Genomic DNA, 18,868 nt, shown 5'->3' on the forward strand with positions numbered 1-18,868 from the left:
ATCCCAAGACCTACAACTACACGACCTCGGCAACCATTTACGACAGCCTCGGCGGCTCGCATACGCTGTCGACCTACTTCGTCAAGAACCCGCTGAGCGGTACCAGTGGCAACACGCAGAGCGACTGGACCGTGTACGGGACGCTTGACGGTGTCTATCAGGTGCCGACCGATCCAGCCCAGCCGGTCTCGGCTAGCAATCCGCTGATTCCGGCCATCAACTTCGACCCAACAGCCGCATCACCATCAGGCTCGATGAATCTGACCTTCGACGATCACGGCCTGCTCGACCAGAGCGTGGTCTCGCAACTGACGGCGCGTGACATCTCGATCCAAGTGCAGGCTGTTGAGGGTGTGCTCGGCAAGCCGACCAGCGCTACCGAGCCACTGCAGCTGTCGCTCGATTTCCTGACCGCGACGCAGTTTGGCGGCCAGTCGAGCACCAACAACCTCGTTCAGGACGGCTATGCCTCCGGCACGCTGGTCGGCGTCAACGTCAGCGACAGCGGCATCATGTTCGGTCGCTACACCAACGGCCAGTCGAAAGTGCTTGGACAGGTGGCGCTATTCAACTTCCGTAACGTTCAAGGTCTATCACCGGTCGGCGATACCGCTTGGGCCGAAACCTCGTCCTCCGGACAAGCAATCTCCGGACCGCCTGGTTCGGCGCGACTCGGCATGATCCGCGGCGGTGCGCTGGAAGGTTCGAACGTCGAGATGAGCGATCAGCTCGTCAACATGATCCAGGCGCAGCGCAACTTCCAGGCGAACGCGCAGGTGATCCAGACCGCCGACCAGCTGACGCAGACGCTGCTGCAGATCCGCTGATAGCCAGCTTGCCACCCGCCTGTCCCGCCGTCCGGAGAGCCTCCCATGGACCGCATGCTTTACGTCGCGATGAACGGTGCGCAGCAGATCCTGCGGGCGCAGACCGTGGTCAGCAACAACCTCGCCAATGCCGCGACGACCGGCTTCCGGCAGGACCTGGCCACGATGCGCAGCCAGCCGGTCATCGGCGACGGCCTGCCGACGCGCGTCTATGCGATGGCCGAGCGCAGTGGCGTCGATTTCACGGCCGGCGGCATCGAGACCACCGGGCGTGATCTCGACGTGGCGCTGAAGACCGACGGCTATCTGGCGATCGACGACGGCCGCGGCGGCGAGGCCTACACGCGCGCCGGCAACCTGCGCATCGATGGCGGTGGCCGGCTGATGACGGCCGACGGTCACGTGCTGCTCGGCGAACGCGGGCCGATCGTGATCCCGCCGGTCGACAAGCTCGACATCGCCGGCGACGGCACGATCAGCATCCTGCCGAGCGGCGAGACCAACGTCGTCGCGCTCGATCGCATCAAGCTGGTCAGGCCCGCGGCCAATGACCTGATGAAGGGGGCTGACGGTCTGCTGCGCAGCAAGTCCGGCGCCGCCGCCGCGCCGGATGCCTCGGTGCAGCTCGTGCCCGGCGCACTCGAAGGCAGCAACGTCAACACCGCGCATGCGCTGGTCTCGATGATCGAGCTGGCACGGCGCTACGAAACCCAGGTGAAGCTGATGTCGGCGGCCGATGACGCCGCGCGCAGCACCGATCGCCTGATGAGCCTGAGCTGACAGGAGCCGATGCCATGAATCCCGCCCTCTGGGTCGCCAAGACCGGGCTCGATGCCCAGCAGACGCGCATGGACGTGATCGCCAACAACCTCGCCAACGTCAACACCACCGGCTTCAAGAAGAGCCGCGCGGTGTTCGAGGACCTGCTGTACCAGAACGTCCGCCAGGTCGGCGGCCAGACCTCGCAGAACACGACGCTGCCCTCGGGCCTGATGCTCGGTACCGGCGTGCGCGTGGTGGCCACCGAAAAGATGCATACGCAGGGCAACGTCATCAACACCGACAACGCCCTCGACGTGGCCATCAACGGCCGCGGCTTCTTCCAGATCCAGCTGCCGGACGGCACGACGGCCTATACCCGCGACGGTTCGTTCCAGATCAACGACCAGGGCCAGATCGTCACCTCCGAAGGCTATCCGCTGCTGCCGAACCTGACGGTGCCGAACGGCGCGCAGAGCCTGACGGTGGGTTCCGACGGTGTGGTCAGCGTCACGCTCGCCGGCCAGATCGCGCCGCAGCAGATCGGTAACCTGCAGATCGCTGACTTCCTGAATCCGGCCGGCCTGCAGCCGATCGGCGAGAACCTGTTCCTCGAAAGCGGCGCGAGCGGTGCGGCCCAGCTCGGTGATCCGCGCACCAACGGTCTCGGGGCGCTGCAGCAGCACATGCTGGAGAGCTCGAACGTCAACGTCGCCGAGGAACTGGTCAGCATGATCGAGACGCAGCGCGCCTACGAGGTCAACTCCAAGGCCATCCAGACCACCGACCAGATGCTGCAGTACCTGAACCAGAACGTCTGAGGTCCGCCGCGATGAATCCCTGTCTGCGCCTCGGCCTCGTGCTCGTGGCCGCCCTGAGCACCGCCTGCACGACGCTGCCGCTCGATCACGAATTCAGGCCGGTCATGCCGACGGTGATGACGACGGTGCCGCAGGCACGCCCGCGCGTCGCCGATGGTTCGATCTACCGCGCCGGCACCGATCTGCGCCTGTTCGAATCGCGCACGGCCCGGCGCATCGGCGACGTGATCACGATCCGGCTCGCCGAACGCACCAATGCCTCGAAGAAGGCCGATACCAAGCTCGACAAATCCTCGAATGCCTCGGTCGCGGCACCGGCGGTGCTGTTCGGCAAGGTGTATCCGAAAGCCGAGATCGATCTGAGCAGCGAACGCGATTTCGAGGGTTCGGGCAGTGCCGATCAGTCCAACAGCATCACCGGCACGATCACCGCGGTGGTCACCGAGGTTTATCCGAACGGCAACCTGCAGATTCGCGGCGAAAAGAAGGTCACGCTGAACCAGGGCGACGAATTCGTGATCGTGCAGGGCGTGGTCCGGCCCGATGACATTGCCGCCGACAATTCGATCGCCTCCGGCCAGGTCGCCGATGCGCAGATCACCTACGCCGGCAAGGGCGCGGTCGCCGATGCCAATACCGCCGGCTGGCTGACGCGCTTCCTGATCCACGCGTTCTTCCCGATCTGACGCGACGCGCGGCTGACGCAGCGGATTTCCGGGAGCGGGCCGGGCGGTTTCGAAGAACGACCCCGTCCGGGCCGGAAAACCCGATTCCGGCGGGTCCGGTGATCCGGATTCGCCGGTCAGGCTCCAAAAACACCGCGCCCCCGTTCCGGATCAGGGAAGCGGGGGCGCTCAGGGTTTTGATGGCAAACAGTATCCGGAATGATCCAGGCTCGTATCTGCAACGGTCTGCGCCGGTCGGAACAGTGAAGGGCGTTACCGGATTCACCGTAGGATGAGGGCCTGTTCAGCATCACCGCGAATCTGGCCTTCGATAGTGCCTCCATACATTTCCTTGCCTGACTGACGAACAGCTTAATCCTGTTCCGCCACCGTGCCAGCCCCGGATATTGATCTGGGTCAATCGAAGTGCAGGAGCCCTGCACGCGCCGGGAATTTCGCGCGCCGGTTCAGAGAAAGGAACTTCCGGGGCTGGCAAGAAAGTCCTGTTCGGCCGCCGTCGTCTGCCGGCCGAGCAGCGCATTGAGATCCGGAAAGCGGCCAAAGCGTTCGATCACGGCCCGGTGGCGTTCGGCGTAATCGAGCCAGCCGGCGCTCTGCTGCTGCAGCGCCGGCGGGGTTTCAGCGTGCAGCCGGGTGAAGGCGGCGACCGAGGCGGCCTGCAGCACGGCGTCCTCGGCGTGTTCGAGCGGCAGGTAATGGAACAGGCGCTCGACCGGGTGCAGGGCGAGGTCATCGCCGCGCACGATGCCGGTCAGGGCCTGAGCCTGCGCGAGTCGATCGCTGGCGAAGGCCGCGGCCGTGGCGCGGTACACATGCCGCGGACATTGATCGAGCAGCAGGATCAGCGCCAGACGCCCGCGCGGCGACGCCGGCCAGTCGTCGAGTTCGCCGCGGGCGGCGCGTTCGATCAGCGCACCGAAACGCGTGCGGATCGGCGTGTCCCATGCGCGGCCATCGAGAAACCAGTGCGCTGCGCGCACGGGATCCAGGCTGCCGGCATCGGGCAGGGGGCCAAACCAGAAATCCAGCAGTTCGGCGGCTTCGTCGGGCAGCATGGCGGGCTCGCGTCGGACACGGGCCCGTCAGTATGGATCGCCGCTCAGGAAGCGGCAGCCCGGGGGGGACGGCCGGGCTCCGCGAAGGCATGCACCGGCACGGCGACCGTGACGTTTTCGGCGCGCAGCGGCATCAGTCCGCGACAGTCGGGGTAATGCCGGCAGCCCCAGAAGCGGGTGCCGGCGCGGGGCCCGCTGGTGAGCGTGCGCAGCAGCATCTTGTCGCCGCACTGCGGGCAGCTCGGCGTCGCGTAGTCATCCCGGACGATTTCGGCGTACAGCGCGGCGCTGGCTTCGGCCGGCAGTTTCCGCAGCAGTGCGACCAGACCGGACGGGTCGAGCAGCCGCAGGGGCTTGCCCTGCGCGAAGGCCACGGCCTCGGCGCTGTAACCGCTGCGGCTGACATACAGGCCAAGCGCAGCCGCTTCGGCCGTCATCATGCCGTACAGCTCCCGCAGTTCGCGGATGCCGGTGCAGCCGCCATTGCCGCAGGCGCGGCAGAGCAGGATGCCGAGCAGGCGATCACCGGTGTCGGGCCGGTACAGCTCGATGTGGATGCCGCCATCACTGCCGGGCGGCCGCTGTTCGGTGCGATAGCCCCGCAGCCGGAAGTAACCGGCGCAGAGTTCCTCGAAGCGACGCCAGTCGAGTGCCGCGAGCAGTCCGGTCGTCCAGACCGCTGCGCTGCCGGGGGCGACAGGGCTTGCCGTTCTGGTGTCTGCCGGGGTGTCGCTGGCAGCCGGTGGTGGGGCCGGCACGACCGTGGCTTCCGGTGCGCTGCCGTGCGTGGCGTAGGTGGCGCGGGCGCGCAGCTGCACGCGGCGCAGATGCCATTCCTCGCGGGCGCGCCGCTCCTGCCAGACCATCAGACCGAGACCGAGACCGAGCGTGATGGCGCTGGCGAAACCGCCGAGCAGCAGGGCGCGCAGCAGCGCGATGCCGGCGTGGCGGGCGTCCGCGAACGGCAGCGACAGGCCCAGGGCCAGCACGGCCACGCTGCAGCCGATCAGCAGCAGCAGGCGCTCGAAGGGGGAGAGTCGACGGGACATGGCGCAATTCCCTTGCAGGTCGGTGCCTTGGCGACACCGAAGCAAACTGCCATGTCAGTCATGACGAATCAAGATTTGACGAGTGTAAAGCTTGCTGATGCCGCGCGCTTCAGCGATCGGCATGGCCGATGCCGTCGGCTTCCGTTTCGGCGGCGAGCGGGCGTGGCCGGTGAAACTGCGGCATCAGCCAGGCGACGACCGGACCTGCCGCCGACCAGCCATGGCAGGTGTCGAGCAGTGCCGGCGGCCGGCGCAGCGTCCGCATTTCCTCCTTCGACTTCTGCTGGCGCTTGAACACGGTCTGGAAGGCCGTCGTCGCCATCGGCCCGAGCAGTTCGGTCAGGTGCGTGCAGCCCTGCGTGCCGCCGAGGCGCTCCTTCAGGTGCTTCTTCCAGCCCGGGCCGATGCGCAGCCCCACCAGCCGGCCGTAGGCGTCGTTGATCTCGGGACAGATGTTGAACGGCGAATATTCGGTCCAGGACTCGGCGGCGTGCACGAGCAGGTGATCGTCGATCGTGATGCGCAGCCACATGCCGTGGACCGGTTCGCCTGCCTTGATCTCGCCGCCGCGGTCGCGGTTCGGGAAGGCGTAGGTCTTCACGTCGGTCATGTGGCCTTCGATGTCCCAGAGCCCGTCCTCGCGTTCATAGCCGCGGCAGGTGACGGTGCGGGTGTGCGAGAGCTGACGCGGGGCGGGCGGGGAGAGCGGCATGCGGGGGGCCTCAGTCGTCGGTTTCGCCGTCGAGGTAACGCGCCTGCCGGTCCTCGGCCATCGCGATCACGGTCCATTTCTGCTTCGGGTCGTAATCCCACCAGTGTTCGATCTCGTCGAGGGTCCGGAAACAGCCCAGGCAGAGACCGGCATCGTTCATCTGGCAGATGCCGATGCACGGCGAGGCGGGGTCTTCGATCGCATACGTCATGGCGGCAGGCGGCGGTACAGTCAGGGATGGCACGGACGGTCGATGCTACTGCACTGCAGCATCAGCAGCCATATGTCACGGTGAACTGCCGGGATACCGGCGCGTGCGCCTGACTCAGCCCCGCTCGACGGCGACGGCGGTCGCCTCGCCACCGCCGATGCACAGCGTCGCGATGCCGCGCCTGAGTCCGTGCCGCTGCAGCGCCGCGATCAGCGTCACCAGCAGGCGCGCACCGCTGCAGCCGATCGGGTGGCCGAGCGCGCAGGCACCGCCGTGGACGTTGACCTGCGCGTGCGCGAGGCCGAGTTCGCGCAGCGCCGCGATGGCGATCACGGCAAAGGCTTCATTGATCTCCCAGAGATCCACGTCGGCGATGCGCCAGCCGATGGCCGCGCAGAGCTTGCGCACGGCCGCGGCCGGCGCGTCCGTCCAGCCGCGCTGTGCCTGCGTGGCGTGGCCGCGGATGCGGGCGAGCACCGGCAGCCCGAGGTTCGCCGCCGCGCTGGCGCGCATCAGCACCAGCGCAGCCGCCCCGTCGGCGATGGCGCTGGCGTTGCCGGCGGTGACGCTGCCATCGGCGCGGAACACCGGCGGCAGCCGGGCGATGCGTTCGGCCCGTGCGTGCAGCGGATGCTGATCGACATCGACCCAGGTCCCGCCGCCCCGCTCCGGCACGGCACAGCCGCTGATCTCGCCGGCGAAGGCACCCTCGTCGATCGCCGCGCGGGCGCGGCGCAGCGATTCGAGCGCCCAGGCATCCTGATCCTCGCGCGGGCAGCCGATCGCCGCGGCGCAGTCCTCGGCGTATTCGCCCATCCGCCGGCCGGGTTCGAACGGGTCTTCGAGGCCGTCGGTGAACAGGTGATCGAGCAGTTGCCCGTGGCCGAGCTGCAGGCCGGTGCGTGCCTTCGGCAGCAGGTAGGGCGCGTTGCTCATCGATTCCATGCCGCCTGCGACCGCCCGCTGCAGGCTGCCGGCGAGCAGGCCGTCGTGCGCGAGCATCACGGCCTGCATGCCCGAGCCGCAGACCTTGTTGACCGTCGTGCACGGCACCGACCACGGCAGGCCGGCTGCGATCGCCGCCTGCCGGGCGGGCGCCTGACCGAGGCCGGCGCTCAGCACGCAGCCCATGAACACGGCATCGATGGCCTGCGCGTCGACGCCGGCCCGCGTGACGGCGGCGCGGATCGCCACGGCACCGAGTGCGGGAGCGCCCAGCGCCGACAGCGCGCCGCGGAATTCGCCGAGCGCGGTGCGTGCCTGGCCGACGATGACGACCGGGTCCTTCACGGTGAGGGCCGGGCGCGGTTCAGGCGGTTTCTTCGAACAGTTCGCGGCCGATCAGCATGCGGCGGATCTCCGAGGTGCCGGCGCCGATCTCGTAGAGCTTGGCGTCGCGCCACAGCCGCCCGGCCGGGTAGTCGTTGACATAGCCGTTGCCGCCGAGGATCTGGATGGTTTCGCCGGCCATCCAGGTGGCTTTCTCGGCGGCGTAGAGGATCGCGCCGGCGGCATCCTTGCGCAGCGAGCGCACGTGCTGGTCACCGAGGCGGTCGAGCGCCTGGCCGAGCGCGTAGACGTAGGCGCGGCAGGCCGACAGCGTCGTGTACAGATCGGCGATCTTGCCCTGCATCAGCTGGAACTCGCCGATCGCCTGACCGAACTGGCGGCGCTCGTGCAGGTAGGGCACGGCCACGTCCATGCAGGCCTGCATGATGCCGAGCGGTCCGGCGGCGAGCACCGCGCGTTCGTAATCGAGTCCGGACATCAGCACCCGCACACCGTTGCCGACGCCGCCGAGCACGTTGTCTACGGGCAGCTCGCAGTCGTTGAAGAACAGCGGATAGGTGTTCGAACCGCGCATGCCGAGCTTGTCGAGGTGCGGGCCATGGCGGAAGCCCGGCATGTCCTTCTCGAGGATGAAGGCCGTGAGGCCGCGCGCGCCGGCATCCGGGTCGGTCTTCGCATAGACGATCAGCGTGTCGGCATCGCCGCCGTTGGTGATCCACATCTTCGCGCCGTTCAGCACGAAGTGATCGCCGCGGCGCTCGGCGCGCAGGCTCATTGCCAGCACGTCGGAGCCGGCACCGGGTTCGCTCATCGCCAGCGCGCCGACGTGCTCGCCGCTGATCAGCTTCGGCAGGTAGCGGGCCTGCTGGGCCGCGCTGCCGTTGCGGCGGATCTGGTTCACGCAGAGATTCGAATGCGCCCCGTAGGACAGGCCGACGGCAGCCGAGGCACGCGAGATTTCCTCCATCGCCACCATGTGCGCGAGATAGCCCATGCCGGCACCGCCGAAGTCCTCGGGTGCGGTGATGCCGAGCAGGCCGAGTTCGCCGAGCCGGGGCCAGAGATCGGCCGGAAAGCGGTTGTCGCGATCGATCGCCGCGGCACGCGGGGCGATCTCGGCCTGCGCGAAGGCGCGCACCGTGTCGCGCAGGGCGTCGATGGTGTCGCCGAGCGCGAAGTTCAGGGAGGGCAGTTCGATCATCGTCGTGCTCCGGAGCGGGCCGGGCCGGCGCGGGATCGGATCAGGGGCGGGGCCGTGCAGGCATCAGGGTGCAGGCCCGGCTGCCCGGCCGGCGGGGCAGTCACCGGCAGGCTAGGTGACGTTGACGTGAACGTCGACCGCCTGGCGCAGGGGCAGGGGGCAGGGCGCTGGCCGTTCAGGCGGGGACGGTCGGTCCGGCCGGGTCCTGCGGCGACGGTTCGGCGTGTTCGGCGAGCAGGCGCTCGCACTCGGCAGCGGCGGCGTTGATCTCGTGCAGCACGGCCTCGATGTCGCGCTGCTGCTGCACGAGGATGTCGCGGCGCTCACCGAGGATGCGCAGGAAGCGTTCGAGCTGACGGGCCTCGTCACGCGAGCTGTCAAACAGATCAAACAGTTCCCGGGTTTCGCCGAGCGTCATGCCGAGACGCTTGCCGCGCAGGATCAGCTTCAGGCGCGTGCGGTCGCGACGGGCGTAGATGCGCCGGCGGCCGACGCGCTCCGGAATGAGCAGACCCTGATCCTCGTAGAAGCGGATGGCCCGCGTCGTCACGTCGAATTCCCGGGCGAGCTGACTGATCGTGTAGGTCGTGCCCGCGGTCTTGTCGCCGGTGTTCAAGCTCGCTCTCCAGAGGTTGGGGCGGGGATCGGATGGCGGGCGAAGGTGAAACAGATTGACGTATACGTCAATCGACCGGCTCCGGCTGCAACAGGCCGGCAGGCCGATGTTTGCTTTCAAGTTGCTGATGGGCATAGAAACATTTCATTGCAAGGTCCGGCCGGCGTGCTTTGCTTGGGAGGAGGAAGCCGGAAAGCACGTTTGTCGGGAGAGCCATCATGTTGTCTTATGTCGATTGTGTCGGGTTCGCGGGCCTGACCGAAGACGAGATCGAAGCCATTGCCGAACACGAGCATGTACCGGAAATCGTCGCGGCCGAATTCGGCTGCTGCCTCTGCGAAACGACCGAGGGCGTGCCGCTGATGCGCCGCATCCTGCTCGATGACATCCGTCACGCCGAGGCGCACGGTGCCGTACTGCACGCGCTGCATCTGCGTGCGGTGCTGGCGAAATTCGAAGCCGGTCACGAAGTGCTGCACTGACCTCACGGCCTGTCCTTACCTGTAACGGAATCTTTGCCGAGTCGCCCCGAGTCGCACCACCGTCCGCCGGTGGCGCGACTGCTGTCATGGTCCGTTGTCTTGAATCGCCCCATCCGCTGGCGTTTACTTGCCCGATGCCCGGCCGTTTGCGTTTACGTAAACGCCAAGCGTGCCGGGTCCTGCCGGAGGGGCGAAGATGGGTGTGGCCGAGAAATTCGAAATCCAGGTTCCCGATCCGCTGGCGATCACCTCGACGCTGCACGACATCGTCGCCAGCGGGGATCGTCTGATCGGCAGTCTGTTCCGCGAGCGCATCCGCAAGCCGGTGCGCGTGCCGGAGTGGCTCGGCGATGAACTCGGCATCGGTCGCGCCTTCGGCGAGGCGACGCTGCGCCTGTGGCGCGATCCGCTGAAGCTGCTCGACCGGCAGACGGCGCTGTGGGTCGACAGCCTCGATCTGTGGGCCAGGACCTGCAGCGCGCTGTCCGGCACCCGCGTCAGCCCGATCATCCAGCCCGAACGCGGCGACCGCCGCTTCAAGGACGAGGCCTGGACCGAATTCGCGGTCTTCGATCACATCAAGCAGAGCTATCTGCTGAGCGCCCGCTGGCTGCTGGAAACCATGAAGGGCGTCGAGGACATCGACGAGCAGCACGCGCGCAAGGTCGAGTTCTACACGCGCCAGCTGATCGACGCCCTCGCTCCGACCAACTTCGCGCTGACCAACCCCGAGGCGCTGCGCGAGATCTTCCGCACCGGCGGCGAAAGCCTGCTGCGCGGTCTGCGCAACCTGATGCGCGACATCGAGCGCGGCAAGGGCCGGCTCAGCATCCGCATGACCGACCTCGACGCCTTCACGCTCGGCGACAACATCGCGACGACGCCCGGCTCGGTCGTGTTCCAGAACGACATGATGCAGCTGATCCAGTACGCGCCGCTCGGCGACACGGTGCGCAGGCGGCCGCTGCTGATCGTGCCGCCGTGGATCAACAAGTTCTACATCCTCGACCTGCGCGACAAGAACAGCTTCATCCGCTGGGCCGTCGCGCAGGGCAACACGGTGTTCGTGATCTCCTGGGTCAATCCGGATGCCAGCTACGCGGCCCGCGGTTTCGACGATTACCTCGAACACGGCATCACGGCGGCGCTGCAGGCCATCGAACGGGCGACCGGCGAGCGCGAGGTCAATGCCGTCGGCTACTGCCTCGGCGGTACGCTGCTGTCGGCGAGCACGGCCTGGTATGCGGCCGGCGATCATCAGCCGATCGCCAGCACCACGCTGTTCACGACCATGCTCGATTTCGCCCGGCCCGGCGAACTGGAAGTGTTCATCGACGACCAGCAGCTCGATGCCATCGAGAGGCGCATGCAGAAGCAGGGCTATCTCGACGGCGCCGAGATGGCGTCGACCTTCAACATGCTGCGCGCCAATGACCTGATCTGGTCATTCGCGGTCAACAACTACCTGCTCGGCAAGGATCCGTTTCCGTTCGACCTGCTGTACTGGAACTCGGATTCGACGCGCATGCCGGCGGCGATGCACAGTTTTTATCTGCGCAACATGTATCAGCACAACCGCCTGCGCGAGCCCGGCGGCATCACGCTGTGCGGCCGGCCGATCGACCTGCGTCAGGTGCGCACGCCGGTGTATTTCCTGTCGGCGGTCGAGGACCACATCGCGCCGTGGAAATCCACGTATGCCGGCACGCGCCTCTTCGGCGGGCCGGTGCGTTTCGTGCTCGGCGGTTCCGGCCACATCGCCGGTGTCATCAACCCGCCGGCCGCGAAGAAGTACGGCTATCTGACCAGTCCGCGTCTGGAGCTCGACGCCGACGAGTGGCTGGCCACGGCCACGCAGACCGCCGGATCGTGGTGGCCGGACTGGGATGCCTGGCTGGATCAGCAGGATGCGACGCGCGTACCGGCACGCCACGCTGGCGATGGTGCGCTCGCCGTGCTAGAACCGGCTCCGGGCAGCTACGTCAAGCGCCGGCTCGCGCGCTGAGTTCCAGACTGCCTGATTCAGGTTCTGCCTCCGTCCCACCGCCCGCAGCCATACGGTGCCCGCCGGCTCATAAGACCGGATGCCGCCGGCACACCGCAACCGCCGCCTCCTTAAACCGGAGCGGCGGTATTTTTTTGGGCGCGCTGCACGCATCGGATGCAGTTCATAAAAAAATCCGGGTTCCGCGTGAACGGAAAACCCGGATCGGGAGAAAGGAAGTCAGGCAGGGCGATCAGCAGACGCCGGCGTGGCTGTTGTTGCCTTCGCGCGGATTCAGCGCATACGGCTCGACGCAGAATTCCGTCCCGCTGCCGGTTGCGCGCATGCGTTCATCGATCGACGCAGCCGTGCTCATCCCGTACGGGTTCGGCTGCTTGTACAGGTAGTCGCTGGCGTTCGGGTTCCAGTCCGGACGCGGATAGGAGTCACTGTCGCCGGCATGGGCAGCCGTGGCGGCGGCAAGGGTCAGCAGGCTGGCGGCGATGGCGGTCTTCAGATTCATGGCAGTGTCCTCGTGAGGCTTTCAGGCGGCAGGGCCGGCGCGGGCGACTCGGGCCCGCGCCGTCATGAATACAGATCAGCAGGTACCGCCGAGCACGTTGCGGCCACTGCTCGGCTCCAGCGGGTACAGCGCCTGCTGGCAGTAATCGAAGCCGCTGCCGGTGGCACGCATGCGCTGGTCAAAGCCGGGGCTGCCGCTCTGTGTGACCGGGGCGCGCTGGTGCATGCCGTTGCCGGTCTCGGACGGATATTCCGGATAGGCGCCGGGCCGTGACCCGGTGTCGTAACGGTCCATGGCATGGGCAGCACCGGCGATGGACAGGGTCAGCAGGCTGGCGGCGATGGCGGTCTTGACGTTCATGTCGGAGTCCTCGTTTGCCTCGGGGGGAAGGCTCGTGAGCCTCGGGGGAACGGAAACCGGCGCTGCAGCGGCTCGCGGTACCTCCACAGCGCCGGTACCGGTTCAGCAGATGCCGGCGTGGCCGTTGTTGCCGCCGCGCGGATTCAGCGGATACAGCTCGGTGATGCAGAAGTCGGTGCTGCTGCCGGTGGCACGCATGCGCTCGTCGATCGAGGCATTCGCGGCACCGAGCGGTGCGGCCGGGCGGTGCAGGTGATCGCTGGTGTTCGGATCCCAGGACGGCTGCGGATAGGCATCGCGCTCGCCGGCATGGGCGATCGTGGCGACGGAAAGGGTCAGCAGGCTGGCAGCGATGGCGGTCTTGAGGTTCATGGCGGTTTTCTCGTCTCTCGGGTGGGTTCGCGGGGCTTGGATTCCCGGGGCTTGCAGGGCGATATGCGCTGCAGGGAGCGCGGCGGATGCGGCCGGGGCGGAAATTTTTCCGGCCGGCCGCCGGCAGGGCTCAGCAGAAGCCGGTTGCGCCGCTGCGCTCGCGCTCCGATTCGTTCAGGAACACGTTGCAGAAAGTCGTGTCGTCGCCGACGCGACCGTTGTCGGCCGCCGGCCGGCGCGCCGGAGCCGCGTCCGGACTCGTCAGCGTCGGCAGGGCGGGGTCGGTGTCCCGCAGCGCCGGCGGCAGCTGCGGGGCGAGCAGCGCGGCGTCGCGGGACGGGACGGCGGCAGGCCCGGCGGCGAGGGCGATGCTGCCGATGGCACTCGCGAGCGCAAAGGCTGCGGGCAGGACGGCGCGGGCCAGGGAAGGGGCGAAACCTCGCATGATTGGTACCTCGCAGAGGCAGTCCGTCGGGCGGGTAACGCCTGCTCCGATGCCGCTGCCGCGGCAAAGGTTCCCGCATCGGCCGGCGTGAACCGCTGCGGGAGCCGTTCAGCAGGCCTGCAGGGATGCATTGCGCCCGGCGTTCGGGTTCAGCGCGACGCGTGCCGCGCAGAGCTCGTGGCCGCTGCCGGTCGCGCTCATGCGTGCCTCGAAGCGGGTCATCGCGGCCGGAGCCTGCGACAGGCCGATCGGGCTGCCGTACACCGTCTGCTCAGGATTCCAGGACGGCATCGGCAGGCTGTCGGCTTCGCTGGCCAGCGCATTGACGCTGCCGGCGGCGGCAAAGCTGATCAGGGCGGTGGCGATCAGGGTGCGGATGTTCAGGTTCATGGTGCTCATCTCCGGTTCGGACTTCAGGGCAGGCGGATGGGATGGCGGCGGGCTTGCCGCGTCCGCAGCCGGCGCCTTCGGGCGTCCGGGCTGGGATGAACCGGTATGAGCAGGAGTGATGCCAGCCGGGGAAAAGCCGGTGTTCATTTCATCAGGTTGCTGATGTGGCTGGATTTTTTTGAGTGGATGGCAGCCGTTTTTCCCTCGCCGGCTGCGGGGCTCCCGGCCATCGCCGCTGCCGGCCACGGCATGTCGCGGCGGCGGCAGTGGCCGGTCGCGGCCCGCGACCCGGCCGGGGCATGCAAAGAAAAACCCCGGCACGGGGGCCGGGGTGATCGGGGGCGGAGTGCGCGGGGCGGGATCAGACCGACGCGCGCCGCTCCAGCCGGGCGAGCAGCGCGTTGACGTGGCCGACTTCCTCCTCGGCGAAGGATTCGGCGAAGCCGCGCACCTCGGCATCCGAGGTCTCGCGCGCGACGCGCCGGTAGAAGGCCTCGCTGCTGCGCTCGGCTTCGAGCGCGAGTTCCAGTGCCGCGGTCACGTCGAGGAAGCTGTCGACGCCGGCCCAGGCGGCGTCCTCGGGGCTTTCGCCCGGCCCCCATTCGTAGCCGTCCTCGGGCGGCTGCTCGACATCGCGGAACCCCGCGCGGTCGATGGCCTCGGCCTGATGCATGCGGGCGAACTCGGCCATCTGCCGGAAAAAGGCCGCGACCTCGGCGTCACCGAGCGCGCTCATCGAGTTGGCCAGGTCTTCGTAGCGCCCGGCGGCCGAGCCTTCGAGCGCGATCGCGTGGGCGAGAAAACGGTTGATGCAGTCCATGAAGTACTCCACCGTCGGGTAGGAAAGGCGCGTCGCCGCGGCCATGGATCGGCCGGCGACGGAAGCGGGACCGGGCGTGAGGATACCGGTCCAGCGTTTCGATTCGTGGTCCGGCTCAGCCCGCTGCGCTGCAGGCCCGGGCCAGATCGGTGATCACCGAGCCGCCGACCTGGTCCTGCGGATCCAGCTCGTGCAGCTTCTCCAGCAGCGGTCCGGCGGCCTTCAGGCCGTGCAGCCGCAGCCGGATGAAGGCCAGCGCCTTCAGGCTGAACAGATAGAAGCGGCCCGGGCCGTCGGACCAGTCCGCGGTCCAGTGGCGCAGTTCGTTCCAGCGCACCGGGAAGCCGCCCTGGCGGGCCGACTCGCCGAGCGCCATCAGCGCCACGCGTTCGGCATCGACCAGCCGCTTCTGGTGGAACAGGAACTTGTACAGCGCGAAGTACACGGGCAGATGATTCGGTGCCAGCGCGTGCGCGCTCCAGAGCAGGAACTCGCGGCGGGCCGGCTCGACGCCAGCCGCCGCCTGTTCGAGGTAGGCACCGGCAACCGAGGCGGCATCGTCCGCTGCCGCCTCGCGCAGCGCCCGGAAGCCGGCGCCATCGGTGACGCCGAGTCCGAACGGGTACTCCGCGAGCGGGACCGCACGCAGCGGCAGGGACGGGGTCAGCATGGCCTTGTCCTCAGCCGAACTTGAACAGGATGCCGTAGCCGCCGCGCGGGTATTCCCAGGCGACGTTGCGGAACTCCGAGCAGATCACCCGGCAGGTGCCGCATTCCAGGCAGCCGTCGGTGGTCAGCACCACATGCCGGCCGTCCTCGGCCTTGGCGTAGCAGGCGGCCGGGCACAGATACGTGCAGTCCTGGGTACCGCATTCCGTGCACTTCTCCTGATCGATGATCTGGATGTGCGGGCGGCCTTCATCGACGCGGTAGCGGTTCTGGAACAGCTTTTCCTCGACCTTGCTCACCGGAATGCCCTCCACAGCTTGTAGGTGTCCTTCATCAGCCCGAACAGCGAGCGGTCCTGCACGAACGCGCCGAGCGCCGAGCGCTGCTTGGTCTTCTTGTCGACACCGTCGACGCGCAGCATGGTTTCGGCGGCGCGGTTGAGCAGGGTCGGGTAGGTGGTCAGGAACTGCTTCTCTTCGAGCAGGGCCGGCACGTGCTGGTACTTGCGCAGGTCCTTCATGACGAAGCTGTCGTTGAGCGCCTCGACGTAGGCCTGCAGGTTCGCGGCCGTCGCCGGCTTGCCGGCGGTCTTCAGCGCGATCAGCGTCTCGGCGGCCAGGCGGCCGCTGGTCATCGCCAGGTTCGAGCCTTCGCGGTGCACGGCATTCACGAAGCCGGCGGAGTCGCCGACCATCAGCCAGCCGTCGCCGGCGAGCTTCGGCAGCGCCTTGTAGCCGCCCTCGGGGATCAGGTGCGCGGCGTATTCCTTGACCTCGCCGCCGGCGATCAGCGACTTGATCGACGGGTGGTTCTTCAGGTCTTCGAGCAGCGTGTACGGCGACACGCCCGAGCCCTTGAAGTCCTCCAGCATGCAGCCGATGCCGATCGCGACCGACTCGCGGTTGGTGTACAGGAAGGCCGTGCCGGCCATGCCGCGGGTGATGGTGCCGGCGATCTCGATGACGACGCCTTCCTCTTCCTGGATGTTGAAGCGGCTCTCCAGCACGTCCTGCGGCAGGAAGTGGACTTCCTTGACCGCGAGCGCGACGTTCTTCGCCTCGATCTCCTCGCGCAGCCCGGCCTTGCGGGCCAGCAGCGAGTTGACGCCATCGGCGAGGATCACGGCATCGGCGTAGATGTCGCCGCCGACGCGGTCGGTGCGCACGCCGACGATGCGGCCGGCGTCATTCTTCAGCAGCTCCAGCACCGTGGTCTCGTTGATGACCAGCGCGCCGGACTCCCTGACCTTGCCGCTGAACCACTTGTCGAACTGCGCGCGCAGGATCGTGTAGCGGTTCGGCCGTTCCTCATTGAAGGAGTCGGAGCGGTAGTGCGTACCGACGTGCGACTTGTCCTCCATGATCCAGATGCGCTGCTCGACGATGTGGCGTTCGAGCGGCGCGTCGTCGCGGAAGTCCGGGATGATGCGCTCCAGCGCATCGGCGTACAGGATCGCGCCCTGCACGTTCTTGGTGCCCGAGGTCTCGCCGCGCTCGATCTGCAGCACGTTCAGGCCGGCCTTGGCCAGGGTGTAGGTGGCGGCATTGCCGGCAGCGCCGGCCCCGACCACGATGACGTCGAATTTTTCCATGGCGGTCTCCTTCAGCCGGCGCGCTTCATCGCCAGACGGGCGCGGCAGGCTGCGGTCAGGGCAGGGAGGATCTGCACCGCATCACCGACGATGCCGTAGGTGGCGAAGTCGAAGATCGGGGCCTTGGGGTCCGTGTTGATGGCGATGATGACGTCGGAGGCTTCCATGCCGACGCGGTGCTGGATCGCGCCGGAGATGCCGGCGGCGATGTAGAGCTTCGGGCGCACGGTCTTGCCGGTCTGGCCGACCTGGCGGTCCGCACTGAGGATGCCGTTCTGGATCACCGGCCGGGAGCCGCCGACCTCGGCGCCGAGCACCTCGGCCAGATCCCAGAGCAGCTTGAAGTTCTCGGGCTTGCCGAGGCCGCGGCCGCCGGCAACGATCACGTCGGCGTAGGCGAGCTGCGCCTGGTCGGTGGCATCGTCCGGGATGTACGAAAGCAGCTTGGCGATGATGTCGTCCTCGACCAGCTCGACCGGCGCCTCGAGCACGCGGCCGCTGCGCTCGGGCTGCTGCGCCGGCATCGACATCACGCGCGGACGCACGGTCGCCATCTGCGGCCGGTAGTTCAGCGTCTGGATCGTGCAGAGCAGCGAGCCGCCGAAGGTCGGACGGGTCGCGGCGAGCGAGCGGTTGTCCGGATCGATCGCGAGTTCGGTGCAGTCGGCGGTCAGGCCGGTCGCCAGCGTCGTCGCCACGGAACCGGCGAGGTCACGGCCCTGCACGGTGGCGCCGAGCAGCAGGATCTCGGGCTGGAACTGGTTGACGACCGCAGTCAGCGCCTTCGTGTACGGCTCGTTGCGGTAGCCGGCCAGCACCGGGCTGCGGGTGATGTAGACGAGGTCGGCGCCATAGGTGTGGGCGGTGGCGGCGAAGGCATCGAGCGGATCCCCGGGGCCGCCGAGCAGCACGCCGGCGAGCTCCACGCCGAGCTTGTCGGCGAGCTTGCGGCCTTCGCCGAGCAGCTCCCACGACACCGGGTGCACGGTGCCGCGTTCATGCTCGATGAACACCCACACACCCTTGTACGCGGCCAGCCGCGGGTCCAGTTCGAGTTTCTTGCGGCCGCGCGCTGCGGGGGCGGCCGGCTTCGGGGCTTCGCTCATGTCGGCTATCTCCGGGAGTCGTGGGGTTCAGAGCGCGCGGTCGAACAGCTCGCCGTACAGCGGCGCATGCTTCGCGGACAGGGTGTCGATGATCAGGTCGGCGATCTCGGTCTGGCTCTTGCCGCCGATGTCGAGCATCTGCGCCGGCACCGACTTCGGCTTCGGCGCGAACACCTTGCTGACCACGGTCGGCGAGCCCTTCAGGCCGATCTTGCTGATGTCGGTGATGCCGGCGTCGTCCTTGTTCCAGACCGTCAGCGGCGAGCGCGCGGCGCGGAACATGTCGGTCATGGTCGCGAAGCGCATCTCGTTGGTGCCTTCGAGCATCGTGATCAGCGCCGGCAGGCGGGTCTTGAGCACCTGCACGCCGCCCTCGGCGCGCCGCTGCACGGTGATCGTGCGGCCTGCGAGGTCGAGCTCGTCGATCTTCGCGACGTAGGTCAGCAGCTGCAGGTCGAGGCGCTTGGCCACTCCCGGGCCGACCTGGGCGGTGTCGCCGTCGATCGTCTGCTTGCCGGTGAACACCAGGTCGACCGGCTCCTTCTCGCCGATCTGGCGCAGGGCCTGGGCCAGCGCGCACGAGGTCGCCAGCGTGTCGGCACCGGCAAACGCGCGGTCGGTCAGCAGGATCGCCTCGTCGGCGCCGAAGGACAGGGCCTTGCGCAGCGCATCCTCGGCCTGCGGCGGACCCATCGTGATCACCGTCACCTTGCCGCCGAACTGGTCCTTCAGCCGCAGCGCCTCTTCCAGCGAGAACAGGTCGTAGGGGTTGATGATGGCCGGGACGCCCTGGCGCATGATGGTGTTGGTGACCGGGTGCACGCGGATCTGCGCGCTGTCCGGTACCTGCTTGATGCAGACGACGATGTGCATGGGTGGCCTCCGGCTCGTCGGGTACG

At 68.0% G+C, this 18,868-nt stretch carries 24 protein-coding genes; 6 read left to right on the forward strand and 18 right to left on the reverse strand.

Annotation, left to right across the window (positions count from 1 at the left end; genetic code table 11):
* From PKE44_RS00410 to PKE44_RS00425, 4 genes are all read left to right on the forward strand, one after another.
* Positions 1 to 827, forward strand: an 827-nt coding sequence (locus PKE44_RS00410) for a flagellar hook-basal body complex protein (RefSeq protein WP_324547677.1), incomplete at its 5' end; no start/stop codon positions are given.
* Between the two features lie 45 nt (positions 828 to 872).
* Positions 873 to 1,607, forward strand: a complete 735-nt coding sequence (gene flgF, locus PKE44_RS00415) for a flagellar basal-body rod protein FlgF (RefSeq protein WP_324547678.1) — start codon at positions 873 to 875, stop codon at positions 1,605 to 1,607.
* A 14-nt stretch (positions 1,608 to 1,621) separates the two neighbouring features.
* Positions 1,622 to 2,407: a flagellar basal-body rod protein FlgG gene (gene flgG, locus PKE44_RS00420; protein ID WP_324547679.1), complete on the forward strand. Its 786-nt coding sequence runs from the start codon at positions 1,622 to 1,624 to the stop codon at positions 2,405 to 2,407.
* An 11-nt stretch (positions 2,408 to 2,418) separates the two neighbouring features.
* Complete coding sequence (locus PKE44_RS00425; RefSeq protein WP_324547680.1) at positions 2,419 to 3,093, forward strand: flagellar basal body L-ring protein FlgH; 675 nt, start codon at positions 2,419 to 2,421, stop codon at positions 3,091 to 3,093.
* A gap of 446 nt (positions 3,094 to 3,539) precedes the next feature.
* Here the strand turns inward: PKE44_RS00425 and PKE44_RS00430 are convergent, their stop codons facing one another.
* From PKE44_RS00430 to PKE44_RS00460, 7 genes are all read right to left on the reverse strand, one after another.
* Positions 3,540 to 4,148 (reverse strand): DUF924 family protein, encoded by a 609-nt coding sequence (locus PKE44_RS00430; RefSeq protein WP_324547681.1) that lies wholly within the window; start codon positions 4,146 to 4,148, stop codon positions 3,540 to 3,542.
* A gap of 44 nt (positions 4,149 to 4,192) precedes the next feature.
* The gene (locus PKE44_RS00435) at positions 4,193 to 5,197 is read right to left on the reverse strand and encodes a restriction endonuclease (RefSeq protein WP_324547682.1); all 1,005 of its coding nucleotides are present in this window, start codon (positions 5,195 to 5,197) and stop codon (positions 4,193 to 4,195) included.
* Between the two features lie 109 nt (positions 5,198 to 5,306).
* Positions 5,307 to 5,909 carry a DUF2889 domain-containing protein gene (locus tag PKE44_RS00440; protein WP_324547683.1) on the reverse strand — a complete coding sequence of 201 codons (603 nt, stop codon included), beginning with the start codon at positions 5,907 to 5,909 and terminating at the stop codon, positions 5,307 to 5,309.
* Between the two features lie 10 nt (positions 5,910 to 5,919).
* The gene (locus tag PKE44_RS00445) at positions 5,920 to 6,120 is read right to left on the reverse strand and encodes a DUF1289 domain-containing protein (protein ID WP_324547684.1); all 201 of its coding nucleotides are present in this window, start codon (positions 6,118 to 6,120) and stop codon (positions 5,920 to 5,922) included.
* 114 nt (positions 6,121 to 6,234) lie between these two features.
* Positions 6,235 to 7,410, reverse strand: a complete 1,176-nt coding sequence (locus PKE44_RS00450) for an acetyl-CoA C-acyltransferase (protein WP_324547685.1) — start codon at positions 7,408 to 7,410, stop codon at positions 6,235 to 6,237.
* A gap of 19 nt (positions 7,411 to 7,429) precedes the next feature.
* The gene (locus PKE44_RS00455; protein ID WP_324547725.1) at positions 7,430 to 8,608 is read right to left on the reverse strand and encodes an isovaleryl-CoA dehydrogenase; all 1,179 of its coding nucleotides are present in this window, start codon (positions 8,606 to 8,608) and stop codon (positions 7,430 to 7,432) included.
* A gap of 178 nt (positions 8,609 to 8,786) precedes the next feature.
* Positions 8,787 to 9,227, reverse strand: coding sequence for a MerR family DNA-binding transcriptional regulator (locus PKE44_RS00460; protein WP_324547686.1), 441 nt, complete (start codon positions 9,225 to 9,227; stop codon positions 8,787 to 8,789).
* A 218-nt stretch (positions 9,228 to 9,445) separates the two neighbouring features.
* Between PKE44_RS00460 and PKE44_RS00465 the strand changes: the two genes are divergently transcribed.
* Together PKE44_RS00465 and phaC are read left to right on the forward strand one after the other, a co-directional pair.
* Positions 9,446 to 9,709, forward strand: coding sequence for a hypothetical protein (locus PKE44_RS00465; RefSeq protein WP_324547687.1), 264 nt, complete (start codon positions 9,446 to 9,448; stop codon positions 9,707 to 9,709).
* 196 nt (positions 9,710 to 9,905) lie between these two features.
* Positions 9,906 to 11,714 (forward strand): class I poly(R)-hydroxyalkanoic acid synthase, encoded by a 1,809-nt coding sequence (gene phaC, locus PKE44_RS00470; RefSeq protein WP_324547688.1) that lies wholly within the window; start codon positions 9,906 to 9,908, stop codon positions 11,712 to 11,714.
* A gap of 232 nt (positions 11,715 to 11,946) precedes the next feature.
* On the opposite strand, the gene PKE44_RS00475 is transcribed toward phaC, so the two are convergent.
* The 11 genes from PKE44_RS00475 to PKE44_RS00525 all read right to left on the reverse strand — a co-directional run bounded on the left by PKE44_RS00475 (position 11,947) and on the right by PKE44_RS00525 (position 18,842).
* Positions 11,947 to 12,216 carry a hypothetical protein gene (locus tag PKE44_RS00475; RefSeq protein WP_324547689.1) on the reverse strand — a complete coding sequence of 90 codons (270 nt, stop codon included), beginning with the start codon at positions 12,214 to 12,216 and terminating at the stop codon, positions 11,947 to 11,949.
* A gap of 75 nt (positions 12,217 to 12,291) precedes the next feature.
* A complete protein-coding gene (locus PKE44_RS00480; protein ID WP_324547690.1) occupies positions 12,292 to 12,576 on the reverse strand; it encodes a hypothetical protein in 285 nt (94 codons plus the stop codon).
* 102 nt (positions 12,577 to 12,678) lie between these two features.
* Entirely contained in the window at positions 12,679 to 12,948 is a 270-nt protein-coding gene (locus PKE44_RS00485) for a hypothetical protein (RefSeq protein WP_324547691.1), read from the reverse strand.
* A 130-nt stretch (positions 12,949 to 13,078) separates the two neighbouring features.
* Entirely contained in the window at positions 13,079 to 13,393 is a 315-nt protein-coding gene (locus tag PKE44_RS00490; protein ID WP_324547692.1) for a hypothetical protein, read from the reverse strand.
* Between the two features lie 108 nt (positions 13,394 to 13,501).
* Positions 13,502 to 14,029 carry a hypothetical protein gene (locus PKE44_RS00495; protein WP_324547693.1) on the reverse strand — a complete coding sequence of 176 codons (528 nt, stop codon included), beginning with the start codon at positions 14,027 to 14,029 and terminating at the stop codon, positions 13,502 to 13,504.
* Positions 14,030 to 14,144: 115 nt separating this feature from the next.
* Positions 14,145 to 14,603 carry a ferritin family protein gene (locus tag PKE44_RS00500; RefSeq protein ID WP_324547694.1) on the reverse strand — a complete coding sequence of 153 codons (459 nt, stop codon included), beginning with the start codon at positions 14,601 to 14,603 and terminating at the stop codon, positions 14,145 to 14,147.
* A gap of 115 nt (positions 14,604 to 14,718) precedes the next feature.
* A complete protein-coding gene (locus PKE44_RS00505; protein WP_324547695.1) occupies positions 14,719 to 15,273 on the reverse strand; it encodes a hypothetical protein in 555 nt (184 codons plus the stop codon).
* A gap of 10 nt (positions 15,274 to 15,283) precedes the next feature.
* The gene (locus PKE44_RS00510; protein ID WP_324547696.1) at positions 15,284 to 15,571 is read right to left on the reverse strand and encodes a ferredoxin family protein; all 288 of its coding nucleotides are present in this window, start codon (positions 15,569 to 15,571) and stop codon (positions 15,284 to 15,286) included.
* Complete coding sequence (locus PKE44_RS00515; RefSeq protein ID WP_324547697.1) at positions 15,568 to 16,863, reverse strand: FAD-dependent oxidoreductase; 1,296 nt, start codon at positions 16,861 to 16,863, stop codon at positions 15,568 to 15,570. The genes PKE44_RS00510 and PKE44_RS00515 overlap by 4 nt, the downstream gene beginning before the upstream one ends.
* Before the next feature lie 11 nt (positions 16,864 to 16,874).
* On the reverse strand, positions 16,875 to 17,969 hold the full coding sequence (locus PKE44_RS00520) for an electron transfer flavoprotein subunit alpha/FixB family protein (protein WP_324547698.1): 1,095 nt from the start codon (positions 17,967 to 17,969) through the stop codon (positions 16,875 to 16,877).
* 27 nt (positions 17,970 to 17,996) lie between these two features.
* Complete coding sequence (locus PKE44_RS00525) at positions 17,997 to 18,842, reverse strand: electron transfer flavoprotein subunit beta/FixA family protein (RefSeq protein ID WP_324547699.1); 846 nt, start codon at positions 18,840 to 18,842, stop codon at positions 17,997 to 17,999.
* Between the last annotated feature and the right edge of the window lie 26 nt (positions 18,843 to 18,868).

The sequence above is a fragment of the Plasticicumulans sp. genome, assembly GCF_035331805.1.
GTDB lineage: Bacteria > Pseudomonadota > Gammaproteobacteria > Competibacterales > Competibacteraceae > Plasticicumulans.